This is a genomic window from Pseudomonas sihuiensis (assembly GCF_900106015.1).
Taxonomy (GTDB): domain Bacteria; phylum Pseudomonadota; class Gammaproteobacteria; order Pseudomonadales; family Pseudomonadaceae; genus Aquipseudomonas; species Aquipseudomonas sihuiensis.
The window spans coordinates 1,278,176-1,291,578 of sequence record NZ_LT629797.1 but is presented as its reverse complement, the minus strand read 5'-3'; the positions used below and the strand labels follow the sequence as shown (position 1 = coordinate 1,291,578).

Annotated in this window: 12 protein-coding genes; 8 read left to right on the top strand and 4 right to left on the bottom strand. The window is 55.1% G+C overall.

Translation table 11 applies throughout. The annotated features are described in order from the left end of the window. Positions 1-83 precede the first annotated feature (83 nt). Entirely contained in the window at positions 84-314 is a 231-nt protein-coding gene (locus tag BLT86_RS06105; protein ID WP_092375359.1) for a helix-turn-helix domain-containing protein, read from the bottom strand. Between the two features lie 101 nt (positions 315-415). On the opposite strand from BLT86_RS06105, the gene BLT86_RS06100 reads away from it, so the two are divergent. From BLT86_RS06100 to BLT86_RS06080, 5 genes are all read left to right on the top strand, one after another. Further along, positions 416-1,006, top strand: a complete 591-nt coding sequence (locus BLT86_RS06100; RefSeq protein WP_092375355.1) for a hypothetical protein — start codon at positions 416-418, stop codon at positions 1,004-1,006. Next, positions 1,003-2,403, top strand: a complete 1,401-nt coding sequence (locus tag BLT86_RS06095; RefSeq protein ID WP_092375352.1) for a DEAD/DEAH box helicase — start codon at positions 1,003-1,005, stop codon at positions 2,401-2,403. Before BLT86_RS06100 ends, BLT86_RS06095 begins: the two co-directional genes overlap by 4 nt. Before the next feature lie 90 nt (positions 2,404-2,493). Beyond that, a complete protein-coding gene (locus tag BLT86_RS06090) occupies positions 2,494-2,796 on the top strand; it encodes a hypothetical protein (protein ID WP_092375348.1) in 303 nt (100 codons plus the stop codon). A 120-nt stretch (positions 2,797-2,916) separates the two neighbouring features. Next, on the top strand, positions 2,917-3,180 hold the full coding sequence (locus BLT86_RS26290; RefSeq protein WP_092375345.1) for a BPSL0761 family protein: 264 nt from the start codon (positions 2,917-2,919) through the stop codon (positions 3,178-3,180). A 14-nt stretch (positions 3,181-3,194) separates the two neighbouring features. After that, a complete protein-coding gene (locus tag BLT86_RS06080) occupies positions 3,195-3,794 on the top strand; it encodes a DUF6088 family protein (protein ID WP_092375342.1) in 600 nt (199 codons plus the stop codon). A 58-nt stretch (positions 3,795-3,852) separates the two neighbouring features. On the opposite strand, the gene BLT86_RS25665 is transcribed toward BLT86_RS06080, so the two are convergent. From BLT86_RS25665 to BLT86_RS06070, 3 genes are all read right to left on the bottom strand, one after another. After that, a complete protein-coding gene (locus tag BLT86_RS25665; RefSeq protein WP_128578547.1) occupies positions 3,853-4,590 on the bottom strand; it encodes a hypothetical protein in 738 nt (245 codons plus the stop codon). 302 nt (positions 4,591-4,892) lie between these two features. After that, positions 4,893-5,753: a TniB family NTP-binding protein gene (locus BLT86_RS06075; RefSeq protein ID WP_092375339.1), complete on the bottom strand. Its 861-nt coding sequence runs from the start codon at positions 5,751-5,753 to the stop codon at positions 4,893-4,895. Next, positions 5,753-7,600, bottom strand: a complete 1,848-nt coding sequence (locus tag BLT86_RS06070) for a Mu transposase C-terminal domain-containing protein (protein WP_167377312.1) — start codon at positions 7,598-7,600, stop codon at positions 5,753-5,755. The genes BLT86_RS06075 and BLT86_RS06070 overlap by 1 nt, the downstream gene beginning before the upstream one ends. Before the next feature lie 583 nt (positions 7,601-8,183). Here BLT86_RS06070 and imuA point away from each other — a divergent pair. From imuA to BLT86_RS06055, 3 genes are read left to right on the top strand one after another with little or no spacing between them, the layout of a single operon-like run. Beyond that, positions 8,184-8,801: a translesion DNA synthesis-associated protein ImuA gene (imuA, locus tag BLT86_RS06065; RefSeq protein ID WP_026088565.1), complete on the top strand. Its 618-nt coding sequence runs from the start codon at positions 8,184-8,186 to the stop codon at positions 8,799-8,801. Between the two features lie 7 nt (positions 8,802-8,808). Next, positions 8,809-10,218 carry a Y-family DNA polymerase gene (locus tag BLT86_RS06060; RefSeq protein WP_092375331.1) on the top strand — a complete coding sequence of 470 codons (1,410 nt, stop codon included), beginning with the start codon at positions 8,809-8,811 and terminating at the stop codon, positions 10,216-10,218. Continuing rightward, complete coding sequence (locus BLT86_RS06055) at positions 10,215-13,283, top strand: error-prone DNA polymerase (protein WP_092375328.1); 3,069 nt, start codon at positions 10,215-10,217, stop codon at positions 13,281-13,283. Before BLT86_RS06060 ends, BLT86_RS06055 begins: the two co-directional genes overlap by 4 nt. The last annotated feature ends 120 nt before the right edge of the window (positions 13,284-13,403 follow it).

The window sequence follows — 13,403 nt, the reverse complement described above, 5'->3', positions numbered from 1 at the left end:
TAAGCCGGCAAACCATTGCTTGAGCACGTGGATCACTCGCCCCGTCGCGCGGAGGCCAGTTGCGACTTTTAATCCAGGATCGTTCAGGTTGGTTTAAGTTCGGACAACTTCGGTAGCAGGTAAGCAGGGTCACAGGCAAGCTGGCATGCAATTCGATACAGCTTCTCTACGGTGATGCTTACTTCACCCCGCTCGATCCGCCCCATGTAGCTGCGGTCGATGCTGCAGGCCAGCGCCAGGGCATCCTGAGAAATTCGGCAGGCCTTTCTCTGCGCTCGGATGCGTTCGCCCAACGCTTTCGCCAACTTATCCATGACCGTCTCAATTCCACTGAGACGGCAATATCATGCGTTTACGGACGCAGAGGCCACGGACTATAATCCGTATTTTTCGCGCTATCTTCTCAGGTGCCGCAATGAAATCAGCCTCGTTCATCTTCGACAGGCGGCTGTATGAGCTGCTTCAGGAGGAAGGCCGCACACGGTTCACAATTCGTGAACTGCGCGATGCCTATGCCAAGCACCTGGATGGCATGACCTATCGCATCGGTGATTTACGCCGCTATGTGTATGAACAGATGCGCCGGATGTTACGCATAGGTTGGTTAGTGCATGACGAACAGCGCCGCGTACGGGGGCAGGTCTACCACCTGCTGCCTACCCCAGCACATCTTCAACTTGAGCTGATCGACAACGGTTTTGAAAACAGTCTTATGTCTGCAAGGGCGGCTGAGCAGGACACAGCGGTACGCGACGTGAAAGCTCTGCCGCTTCAATCTTCAGCCAATATGGATCAGCAGCTGGAGGCACTCCATAAGGAGATCCGTCTGGATTTTCTTTCTTCAATGGGTGAGGCAGAGCGATTCAAGTTGCTTCTGGACGAGATGCCACATTTGCGGGACAAGGTTGAAGGCGAGTACCTGGAGGCCAGGGATCGTAGTTCTCGTCTTTTGGGGCATCTGCGCGCCATCGAGAAGACCCTCAAAACGCTCGCCGCACCACGATGAGTAGATCGCTACGGAGCTGGCAGAACAGCTGCATCACCATGGCGCTGGAGCACTTCACCGTCACGCCGCACTTCTTCTGCCAGGCAACCCCGGGAGCCGGAAAGACGCGCATGGCGGCAGAACTGGTCAGCCAACTGCTTGAGCAGGACAGAATCGATTTGGTGCTGTGCTTTGCGCCGTCCTGCCAGGTCGTGGAGGGTTTTCGTTCGACCTTTGCGGAAGTCCTAGGCAGACGCCTAGATGGCCAGATAGGTGCCGTGGGCGCTGCCTATACCTATCAGGCCATGGAATACCGTGATGAGGGATTCTGGCAGCTGCTTGATGACTACCGGGTGTTCGTGGTCTTCGATGAAATCCACCATTGCGCCGGCCACGATCCGCTGCTCAGCAATGCCTGGGGGCAGCAGATACTACATCGGATACAGGATCGGGCTGCCTTCACGTTGGCCCTGTCTGGCACGCCCTGGCGTTCGGACGACAAGGCCATCGCATTGGCTCGCTACTCTTCGCCCGAGGGGCATCTGATCTGTGATTACCGTTATGGCTTGAAAGATGCCATTGCCGACGACGTGTGCCGATCACCTCGCATTGTGTTGCTCGACAATCAGAAGGTGAAACTTACGGAAGAGCTTGGCGCGAATAGCTCCGTGAGGCTGTTTCCCAGCATCGCCAAGCTTTTAGGGGAGTCACCTGTCACCTATGAGGAACTTCTGCGTCATGACGAGGTGATCAATCCAATCCTCGATCTTGGCTGCAGCAAGCTGAACGAGCTACGCCAGATCAAACCTGATGCCGCTGGTTTGGTGGTGGCCACAGACATCGAACACGCCCAGCAAGTTGCACTGGCTCTAGAAGCAATGGGTGAAGAATCCCGCATCGTGACCAACAAAACCCAAGATGCGCAGCAGGTGATCAATGCATTCCGGAGCAGCGCCTGCCGCTGGATTGTGGCCGTCGGAATGATCAGCGAAGGCACCGACATTCCCCGCCTGCAAGTGTGCTGCTATCTCAGCCGTATCCGCACCGAACTGCATTACCGGCAAGTGCTGGGGCGAGTGCTGCGGCGCACAGGTGAGTCCGACGACCAGGCATGGCTATTCATGTTGGCGGAGCCAACGCTTCAGGGTTTTGCGGAGCGAATATCGGATGACTTGCCTGATGACCTGGCAGTTTTGAACGATGTGCAGATGCCTGGTTTTACTCCAGGCTCCAGGCCTGAGCCGATGGGCACTTTGGGTCATGTTGAAGGTTTCGACGGTGCGGGGTTAGGTGGTGCAGAACCGGGTATTGGATCGCAGCCTACGAACATCATTTCGCTGGGTGGCTTTGCAATTGAGCCTGCTTACCAGGTCAGCTTTTCCCAGCATTATCGGCAGCAGCTACTGGCTTGTTTTTAATGCTCAGCCAGTCGAGGCTGATCCAATGATGTTGGTGTTCATGAATCCATAACCGGCCGGCGTCGTGTGGAACGTAATCGTGAGGTGTGCATGGAGATTAAATCGCAGGCATTGGTCGATGTCGTTGAGGATGTGATCTGCGACGTGTGCCGCTCTGGCACGCGTATTCCCGGCTATGCTCCCCAATATGGCAAGCTTGAAGCCCAATGGGGATATGGCTCCCAGCATGATGGGGAGCACTACCGGGTGCATCTCTGTGAGCCCTGCTTTTTCAGGGTGCTGAGTGGGTTGCGTCGGGAGCGCATGGTCAATGGTATGTTCGATGATGATCAGCCATTTGCTTCCGAATATTTTGGTCTGGTCAGCAAAGACAACTACTGGGGGAAAAACTGATTGTAGGGTTGAAAATCCATCAGCCGCACCACGTCGAATCGCGGACAAATTAGGGGTAAGCGCGCGGCTTGCCCGTTCTGGTCTCGTAGATTGGAATAACTGAATAAGGAGGTAGCCGCTTTGACCCTTCCGCATGAAAGAACCCGGAGTGTCGTCAAGACCGAAGCTTTTCTCCGCGACCTCTCTCGTAACAGCGAACTACCTGATGACATTCGCAGCCATGCGAAAAGCCTGCTCAGACACTACCCGTCCGCCGATCAAGTTTTCTCGCTGGGGCGCCTCGAAGAGTGCCTGATAAACGACGCTCAAGATGATGAATATCGGCGAAGAGTAATTGCGTTCCATCAGCCGCTTTTCAGTTCGTCGTTAGACTTCTCGCTATAGGCGTGAACGCCACGATGCTCAGCACTGATCAAGCCCAGTCGGTATCTGCCCGGATTGCGCAACGAGTCAAGCGCCTACCTAAAGGGCAGCCGTTCAGCATCAGGCGTTTCACAGGGCTTGGAACGAAAAACGCCGTATCCAAAGCAATAGCTCGACTGGTCAACCGAGGCGAGCTCGAACGGGTGTATCGCGGAATTTATATGCGCCCGAAACCCGGACGTTACGTTGCCAGGGCTCGTCCCAATCCCTGGAAATTGCTTAGCCTGATTACCAGGCAGAAGCGCTTGTCTCTGCAGATCCATGGTGCCAATGCCGTCAGGAGGTTTGGGCTCAGTACCCAGATGCCGCTCATTCCAATCTATTACACCAACGGAGCCAGCCGTTCAGTATTCATAGGTAAAGCTGAAGTCCGACTGATACATGCGGCCCCGATGGTGATGCAGCATGCCGGGACTGAGGCGGGGATGGCTATCAGTGCACTGTTTTATCTCGGTAAAGAAGGCGCTACTCCAGAATGCACTGCTGCGATTAAGAAAGCGCTTAGGCCTGACGACTTAATCAAATTGATGACCAGTAAAATACCGAAGTGGATGCGAATTGCGTTGGATTGCTAGCCCGCCATCCTCATATGTAGTCCGCCAATGGCGAGAAATTTATTTCCTTCAGAGCTACTTACATTTCAGGGGTCAAACCCGCAACAAAGCCATCAAAACGCGCCTGGCTTGAGTATGGAAGCCGACCAATCCTAGACAGAAGATAATCATAATCGCCAATAGAACTATAATTTGCACATCTAAAACCTAGCTCTAGGTTACTGAGACCGAAATAAGGAAACAAATCATCCACCATGCAATCAAGACGCCCAACCTCTTCATCAGAGAGAATCCCAAGCACCTTACCAGCTAAAATCACCCCACAAACCCTTTGATTTACATCAACTTCATTAACGCCATTCTCAAGTAGCCAAGAATAATCTTTTCGATAACGCCCTAGTCTCAGCTTAAAAGCAAACGTAAACGACCAAGACAGTCCGCCTGAATTATGGAGGCTGGGAGCCTGTGTCAACAACTCAAAAACAAGATCAAAGTATGCAGTTGAAGCAACATCAGCACCTGCACTATCCACCCTCGCTTCTTCGCTAGAGCCATACCATTCAAATACTTGGATTGCAAGGTCATAAAGAGCTTTCTGCAAACTCTCGCTCTCCCACAAATTATAGTTTCTAGTACCTTGATATTGGTGGTAGGGGTATCGCGAAAACTCAGAGAATGCTCGCCAGCCTCTACCAATAGGATCACAGTTAAACCTAATACTCGACAACTTTTTCTCATGGAGCGGACAGAATACGCAAACGGCACTGCACCAGCTCCGCCGCCAATATGGAAGAATATTATTTTTAATATCATCCATTACACAATCCCGACAGTAAAATCGACGACTTTGCCATGACAAAAGCTTGCCAGGCTTCTTATCAAAGAATCGAAAATAGTCATCCTGAGCGAGATTCAGCCTCGATGTAACATCTTGGACATAACTAGAGCTAATATCAAAATCCGGATCCTCATAAACTAATTCACCACACCTATCAGACTCAGCCTTTACGCTGACTCCTTCCAATGAGAACCTCACCCAAGGAAACTTTATCATGCACCTATATATCCAGGATGAAAAGCACTCGTCCACGCTGGCGGGGCATAAATCAAGGAGGCGCATTAGTAACTCCATGGCGTCGAAATAGCTTTTACCAAAGAGCCTATGGTGATGCGTTCCTCTCCCGACTTTACTGCGTAGCATGCAGCAGATTTAATTGAGTTCATAATAGAGTCCATTCGCCCACCGGTATTCTCTAAAAGAAACCCAATAACCTCAGCACCATCAAGGTTTGACGGCCTTCTTAATGGTAGATTTTGCTCAACCCCCGCCAGAAACGATCTAAAAGACTCGCTTTCTCTCCAGTCATCAATCTGGACGCTATAAAATCGCCTAGAGAACTGTTCATCCATACTCAAAGCGTTCTTGGCGAGATTAATGCCGAAACCTATTATTGATAATCCATAAGTATTATTGGATAGCGACTTCAGAATGGACAAATTTTTAAGTTGTTCTGGCCTCGCCACCAGCATTGACTCGTGCAGCTCATCTATAATCAGAGCCTTTATTTTTCTCAACTTTATCACTTCGGCCAGTTCCGCCGGAAGCGTGGCTTTCCTAGGGTGTCCGAACTTAATCAGCCCATGAGGGAGGCCTAGTGCCGAAACAAGCAACTCACCAAACTTTAGATTAAATGGGTTCGCAACCATGTCTAGAAAGACAATTTGGTTAGAGAGTGCTTCAGAATTCCTTATCTGCTGAATGATTGAGCTTTTACCGGCGCCAGGAGCACCGGTTACAATCATACACGGCGCCTGCATTCTTCTAGGAACGGCCAGTAGATTTTCAACCATCTTTAAAATGCTGTTTGATTGAGGGTGGTCAATGTAAAAACTATCTCGCTGTATAGCGGCCAACCGCATGTCGTCAGATGAACATGCCAGTTCCCTAGCGCTCTCCGTTAAGTGCTCATAAGAACTCATCAAGACCTCCTAGAATAGGGCGTCGCCTTTTTCGAGTAGTCAGGTTTTTTGATTTCTTCATCTGACCTATCTGGAGCAGTCGCTGATATAGTCTCGTCAGCGATCCACGTGCTGGTCTCATGCTCGAATTTGGCAGCAATTATTTTTCTCGCTCGCTTTGTCTTCGTTACTGCCCCATTCACTATCTGCTCATTTTTTTGTATCAAATCTATCAAAGCATGATCTTCCAATGCTCCATCTGGTGTGACGCCTTCTTTTCGCCTAAACTTCAATAGCGCCCTGTGTTCCTCATATGCAAAGTCACTAGTCGTTACATCCGAAAAGTACAGCGGAATATATCCTCCATCCAACCTTGCCCATATTGTCGCCATTGAGTGCGGATCGTACTTAATGACCACTCTCTCTTTACCTATATGGGGAGTTAATCCAGGGCTCCAGTACCATTTACCATTTAGAGTCACGCCCTGGGGGTGGATTTTTCGACTCATCTCCGGCATGAAGTCAAGACGAAACGTCCATGGATCGGAAATTATCGGAGGATGAGTAACGTTGTTTTCGGAATCAACAAAATGCGACTTCCACTCCGCCGCAGGAGAGCGGCCCAGCCCTTTATGCTTACGCCCATGATAAATAGCGACCTGCCCTGCAAACCATTGGCAAAATTCCTTGAAGGTCAGTGCAGAATTTTTCTCACTATCATAACCTCTGCGGCTAACAGGATTGGAGTGAGTAGTACCGGGCAAGAAGTGCACATAATCGGTCATCAGTGTGCCGATCAAACGCTCAACATGACCTCCATAATGCTTCGCCCCAATTGGCCGCCATTTCAAGCCAATCTTGTGTAGCACACATGCACGCTGAAATTTAACGGTCTTGAACTCACTTGCGTTATCCATGTGCAAGAGTTTTGGAACCCCATAATATGGATGTAGACCTGCGCTCACTCCCAGTCTTTTAAGGAATTGATTTTTAGGAAGTGCGGCATGCGCTACAGCACAGGCAACAGAGAGGCTAGATGGCGGGTATAGACTTAGATAATAACCAAGAATAACCCTGGTCTTGAGGTCAATGAGGACAGTTAACCAGGGCCTACCTATTGGTCGGCGTGTAATTTGATCGACCAATATCAGATCTACTCTGGTATGATCCATCTGCACCCATTCAAGCGGCAGATGAATTTCCTTTCTACCTGGTCTTGCTGCATATTTTTGACTCGTCGCCTCATGCCCATGCTTTCTCAGATGACGCTCTTTCTCTGGTATATCTTTGAGCCGTGCAGATATTGCCGATCGAGAAGGTGGCTTTAAACCAAGCCTAATGGATAATTCTTCCGCCTTGCGAAAAACCGCAGCTATGGTTGCCGACTTTCCTATGTACGCTTCTTTGATTGCCTGTTTTATTACGTCATCGACATCTTTAATGAGTCTTCTAGAGCCTTTCTTGTTCCCTCTCTTCATCCTTAGCAGAGACGCTGGACCAATTTCTTCATCATAAAACTTAATGTTTCTATAAAAGGTACCATTTGAGACGCCGGCTTGCTCTAGCGCCTGAGTCAAGTTGAGTTCTTTTGCCAAGTATCTCTTTATTAAGTCGAACTGTGACTGAGCGGCCTGCAACTCCTCCAGGGGCACTACCGACTCGCTTGACAGCGACTCAACTTGAAGCAGATTAATATTATCCTCATCCCTTGAGGGTAAATGCTCAATTTCGTCAATATCGACAACTAACTTTTCACTGCTTTTTTTTAGGACAACCTCAATCGTCAAGTTAGGAAGGCATTTATTAACTGTTGCTACATGCCCCCTCGCGACGACAACCAAGCCCTCCCGCAGCAAAATTTGCCCCATGTTCCCTCCCTGCATCCTTCGATAGATCACAGTTCGTTATCAGCGTAGCTGGTCTTTGAAAAATGTAAAAAATACCTTTTAGTTTGTTTTTTTACAGGATATAAAAAACACGTTAGGTTTTTTTATAATAAATTCAATGAGATAACATAATTACGATATTTAAGAGTCACCTACAGTTGGCTCCCAGACACTTGAAACGCCGGGTTTCATCGTTCCCATGATCCATATACTCCCATGGGCCTTGAGACCTTTCGCTTGGTCATTCTCTCAACCGCATCTGCAGCTTCGCTTTGCGCTCGACAGTCCTAGATGCGTGCTGCGATAAATTTCCGAGATGCCATATGGGTTCGCTTCGCTTCGAGTCAGTGTCTGCACAACACAACACAACACAACACGACGGATCGTATGGGTTGGTTGTACGTAGATCGCGATTGCCTGGATCGACGCGATGCTCCGGACGGATTTATTCGGCTGACTCGGCTGCGTCTCGGTAACCAGGTTGAGCACCTTATCGCGATTCTCTTGACCCATGCGTTGGCTCAAACAATACTGTATTCATATACAGTATTTGGTTGTTACCTCCATGTCATCCGTGGTCGCGCTTGACCGGTTGATCGACGCTCGCCGCGTATGGCGAGGCCAGGTCGTTTCATCGCCATCGGGCGCCAATTTCTCAACTGGACATCAGTTTCTCGACGCCGTACTGCCAGGTGGCGGCTGGCCTAGGGCTGCACTCAGTGAAATTCTCACGACTGCGCCTGGCATTGGCGAGCTGAGTTTGCTGTGGCCGACCCTTGCCAGTCTGACGGTTTCAGGCGAGCGGGTGGTGCTGATCTCCCCTCCTCATCTGCCCTACCCTCAGGCCTGGATTCATGCCGGCGTCGATTTACGCCAACTGAGCATCATCCAGGCAGATGGCCGCGATGCCCTGTGGGCTGCCGAACAATGCTTGCGTTCGGGGAGTTGTGGCGCGGTGTTGAGCTGGTTGCGTCAGGCCGATGATCGCTCGCTGAGACGTCTGCAAGTGGCAGCGGCTACCGGACAAACCCTAGCTTTCGCCTATCGGCCGCAGGCAGAAGCGGCCAATCCTTCACCGGCAGCACTACGACTGGTGCTCGACAGCCAGCCAGCGCAGCTACGGGTGATCAAGTGTCGCGGTGGTCTACCACCTGCGCAGCCGCTCGCGTTTGCCTGGCATTGAACCTGCCATGCTCTGGGCTTGCATCTTGTTGCCGCAACTGGCCATGGACGGCGTGCAGCGCCACCGCGCCAATCCTGATGAGCCGTTGGTGCTGCTTACCGGCTCGCCACAACGGCGCGTTCTACAGGCGGTCAACCCGGCAGCCCGAGCCCTGGGGCTGAAGCCCGGCCAGTCACTGACTGCAGCGCAGGCGCTGACACGTGGGTTTGCCACGGCAGAATACGATCTTGCGGCCATCGAGCGCTGGCAGCAGTTTCTGGCCGCCTGGGCCTATGGCTTCAGTGCCCAGGTCAGCCTGCACTATCCGCGCTGCCTGTTGCTGGAGGTGCAGTCCAGTCTGGGACTGTTCGGCCCCTGGCCGCGTTTCGAAGCACGCCTGCGCGCCGAGCTTTCGGCATTGGCCTTCCAGCACCGCATTGCCGTCGCGCCGAATCCGGCAGCGGCCCGAGTGCTGGTCAATGTCGGTGATGGGTTGATGGCAAGTGATGAGCGGATGCTCAAGCAGATGCTCGATCCCTTGCCAGTGGATCGGCTCGGGCTATCCGCCACGCTAACCACGGCCTTCAATCGCATGGGGCTCAGGCAGTTGCGGCAGCTGTTGGCTCTGCCGCGTGACAGCCTGGCCAAGCGTTTCCCTGCCGAAGTGCTACGTCATCTCGATACCCTGTCTGGCCAGCGTCCGTTAGCGCTGGATTTCTTCATGCCTGCGGATGTTTTCGATACCCGTATCGAGCTGAATTTCGAAGTGGAATCGCATCAGGCACTGCTGTTCCCGTTGCGCCGGCTGACAGCCGATCTGGCGGCTTACCTGGCCTGTCGTGATAGTGGCGTGCAGCGTTTCACCCTGCATCTGGAACACCGCGCGGGTGCCGATACGCAGATACAGGTGGGTCTGCTCAGCGCCGAGCGTGATCCCGGCATGCTGTTCGAGCTGACACGTGGCCGTCTGGAACATCAGCAGCTACCAGCGCCGGTGCTGGCCGTGCGGCTGGAGGCACGTGAATTGCCGGTCTTTGCGCCTCAGCACCAGCAACTGTTCGACGAGCGACCACAGCAGAACCAGCCCTGGGAGCAATTACGCGAGCGGCTAAGGGCGCGCCTCGGTGATGACGCCCTGCATGGCCTCGGCGCCAGAGCCGATCACCGTCCCGAGCGTGCCTGGATCAACGACTCGACCAGCCCCTTGCTGCCTCCTTGTGGCCCGCGGCCAGGCTGGCTGTTGAGCGAACCCCAACCGTTACGCGAAGCCTCACTGCGCATCATCTCCGGCCCGGAGCGCATCGAGTCCGGCTGGTGGGATGGCGAGGATGTGCGCCGCGACTATTACGTGGTGCAAACCCGTGCAGGGCAGCGCGGCTGGGCGTATCGGCCAGTCGGCAGTAATGGGCCGTTGCTGCTGCACGGCTGGTTCGCATGAGCGATTATGCCGAACTGCATTGCCTGTCGAACTTCAGCTTCCAGCGCGGTGCGTCCAGTGCGCAGGAGTTGTTCGAGCGTGCGGCAAGGCTGAACTATCGCGCCTTGGCGATCACCGATGAGTGCACCCTGGCTGGCATCGTGCGCGCCTGGGAAGCCTCGAAGAAAACCGGGGTAAAGCTGATCGTGGGCAGCGAAGTAAGGATCGAGCAAGGCCCGAAGCTGGTGCTACTGGTCGAGAACCTGACGGGCTATCAGGTGCTATGCGGCCTGATCACCCGGGCGCGGCGCAGGGCGGTAAAAGGCACCTACCGATTGCTGCACGAGGATTTCGTGGCGCCGCTCGATGGCCTGCTGGCCATCTGGCTCAGTGAGGGTGAAGTCAGCGCCCTGCCCTGGCTTCGCTCGGTGTTCCCCGAGCGGCTGTGGCTGGGCGTCGAGCTGCATCGCGGTGCGGACGATAGCGCGCGTCTGCAGCGCCTGCTCGAGCTGGCAGGCGATCACGACCTGCCGGCTGTGGCCTGTGGCGACGTGCACATGCATGCCCGTGGCCGCCGCGCCCTGCAGGATTGCATGACTGCCATCCGTCATCATCTGCCCGTGGCCGAGGCCGGCGCCTATCTGTTTGCCAATGGCGAACGGCATCTGCGCCGAGTTGAGGAGCTGGCCGAGCTGTATCCGCCCGAGCTGCTCGCACAGAGCCTGCGCATCGCCGAGCGCTGCCACTTCGATCTCGAGCAACTGGAGTATCACTACCCGCACGAGCTGGTGCCAGAAGGTCATGACGCCACGTCCTGGCTGCGCTTTCTGGTGGAGCGCGGCGCTGCTGAGCGTTGGCCCGAGGGAGTGCCGGACAGGGCCCGCGCGCAGCTCGAACACGAGTTGGCGCTGATCGCCGAACTGGAATACGAAAGCTACTTTCTGACCGTGCACGACATCGTCCGCTTTGCCCGCGAGCAGCAGATCCTCTGCCAGGGCCGGGGGTCGGCGGCCAACTCGAGCGTCTGTTTCGCCCTGGGTATCACCGAGCTGGACCCCACCCACAGCCGGCTGTTGTTCGAGCGCTTTCTCTCCCGCGAGCGCAACGAGCCGCCGGATATCGACGTCGATTTCGAGCATGAACGCCGTGAAGAAGTCATCCAGTACGTGTTTCGTCGCTACGGCCGAACGCGTGCGGCGCTCACGGCCGTGGTCAACACCTATCACGGCGCCGGGGCGATACGCGACGTCGCCAAGGCCCTCGGCTTGCCGCCTGATCAGGTCAATGCGCTGGCTGACTGCTGTGGCCGCTGGAGCAGCGGCCCGCCAGCGCCCGAGCGCCTATTGGAGGCGGGGTTCGATCCGCAGAATCCACTGCTCAGGCGCGTGCTGATACTGACCGGCGAGTTGATTGGCTTCCCTCGCCATCTATCGCAGCATCCGGGCGGTTTCGTCATTTCCGAGCACGCCCTCGATACGCTGGTGCCGGTGGAGAACGCGACGATGGCCGAGCGTACTGTCATCCAGTGGGACAAGGACGATCTGGACAGGGTCGGCCTGCTCAAGGTCGACGTGCTGGCTTTGGGTATGCTCAGCGCCCTGCGCCGTTGCTTCAGTCTCATCGAGCGCTACCGGGGCACGCAGTGGACGCTGGCCACCCTGCCCAAGGAAGACCCGGCCACCTACGCCATGATCTGCCGTGCAGACACCATTGGCGCGTTCCAGATCGAGTCCCGTGCGCAGATGGCGATGCTGCCACGATTGCGCCCGAAGGCGTTCTACGACCTGGTGATCCAGGTGGCCATCGTCCGTCCGGGGCCGATTCAGGGCGACATGGTGCACCCCTACCTGCGTCGGCGAAACGGCGAAGAACCGATCGACTATCCCTCGGATGAACTCAAGCCGGTCTTCGAGCGCACGCTCGGCGTACCGCTGTTTCAGGAGCAGGTCATGGAGCTGGCCATCGTCGCTGCCGAGTACACACCCGGCGAGGCGGATGAACTACGCCGCAGCATGGCCGCCTGGAAGCGTCATGGCGGGCTCGAACCGCATCGTCAGCGACTCACCTCGCGCATGCTGGAAAAGGGTTACACGCAGGCATTCACCGAGCGGATCTTCCGCCAGATCGAGGGCTTCGGTAGTTACGGTTTTCCCGAGTCGCATGCGGCCAGCTTCGCCCTGCTCGCCTATGCCAGTTGCTGGCTGAAGTGCCACGAGCCTGCTGCCTATGCCTGCGCGCTGGTCAACAGTTGGCCGATGGGCTTCTACAGCCCGGATCAGGTGCTGCAGGATGCACGGCGGCATGATGTCGAGGTGCGTCCCGTGGACGTGCACTACAGCGACTGGGATTGCAGCCTGGAGCCCGATGAACATGGCGAGCCGACCATTCGCCTGGGTCTGAGGATGATTCGTGGCATGCGCGAAGACGACGCGCGCCGTATCGAACAGGCACGCCAGTGCGGCGCATTCCGTGATGTCGAAGACCTCAGCATACGTGCACGCCTGGATGCATCGGCGCGCGAGCGATTGGCCGATGCAGGCGCTCTCTCCGGCCTGGTTGGCCACCGCTATCAGGCGCGCTGGGCGGTGGCTGGTGTCGAGGAACAGTTGCCGCTGTTCGCCGGCGTATCTGCGCCGAGCGAAGAAATCCTGAGTCTGCCTGCACCATCGCAAGGAGAAGACCTACTGACCGACTATGCCACGCTTGGCACCACGCTCGGTCCGCACCCTCTGGCCCTGCTGCGCCAGGCGCTGCGAGCGATACGCTGCAAGAGCTCGCGGGAGCTACAGGCAGTTGAGCACGGCCGGCCTGTCAGCATTGCCGGTCTGGTGATAGGCCGGCAAAGGCCGCAAACCGCCAGCGGCGTGATTTTCCTCACCCTCGAAGATGAGTTCGGTCTGGTCAATGTGGTCGTCTGGCACGACCTGGCTGAGCGGCAGCGACGAGTTCTGGTGCAGTCGCAGATGCTGCGCATCGATGGCCATCTTGAGACCGTCGACGGTGTGCGCCACGTGATCGCCGGGCGCCTGACGGACATGACGACGATGCTGACGGGCCTGGATATACGCAGTCGGGATTTTCACTGACCCGTCACTTCAACCGCTGCGCACGTAAGATCAGGAAAGATGAACATAAAAAAAGGCCGCACTGGATCACCAGGCGGCCACAAGTCGTCTTAACCAAAGGAGATGAAGTGGAGCCAGAGC

Bases quoted from the DNA above. Each gene is read 5' to 3' on its own strand.
- BLT86_RS06105 (WP_092375359.1), bottom strand. From the start codon at position 314: ATGGATAAGTTGGCGAAAGCGTTGGGCGAACGCATCCGAGCGCAGAGA.
- BLT86_RS06100 (WP_092375355.1), top strand. From the start codon at position 416: ATGAAATCAGCCTCGTTCATCTTCGACAGGCGGCTGTATGAGCTGCTT.
- BLT86_RS06095 (WP_092375352.1), top strand. From the start codon at position 1,003: ATGAGTAGATCGCTACGGAGCTGGCAGAACAGCTGCATCACCATGGCG.
- BLT86_RS06090 (WP_092375348.1), top strand. From the start codon at position 2,494: ATGGAGATTAAATCGCAGGCATTGGTCGATGTCGTTGAGGATGTGATC.
- BLT86_RS06080 (WP_092375342.1), top strand. From the start codon at position 3,195: ATGCTCAGCACTGATCAAGCCCAGTCGGTATCTGCCCGGATTGCGCAA.
- BLT86_RS25665 (WP_128578547.1), bottom strand. From the start codon at position 4,590: ATGGATGATATTAAAAATAATATTCTTCCATATTGGCGGCGGAGCTGG.
- BLT86_RS06075 (WP_092375339.1), bottom strand. From the start codon at position 5,753: ATGAGTTCTTATGAGCACTTAACGGAGAGCGCTAGGGAACTGGCATGT.
- BLT86_RS06070 (WP_167377312.1), bottom strand. From the start codon at position 7,600: ATGGGGCAAATTTTGCTGCGGGAGGGCTTGGTTGTCGTCGCGAGGGGG.
- imuA (WP_026088565.1), top strand. From the start codon at position 8,184: ATGTCATCCGTGGTCGCGCTTGACCGGTTGATCGACGCTCGCCGCGTA.
- BLT86_RS06060 (WP_092375331.1), top strand. From the start codon at position 8,809: ATGCTCTGGGCTTGCATCTTGTTGCCGCAACTGGCCATGGACGGCGTG.
- BLT86_RS06055 (WP_092375328.1), top strand. From the start codon at position 10,215: ATGAGCGATTATGCCGAACTGCATTGCCTGTCGAACTTCAGCTTCCAG.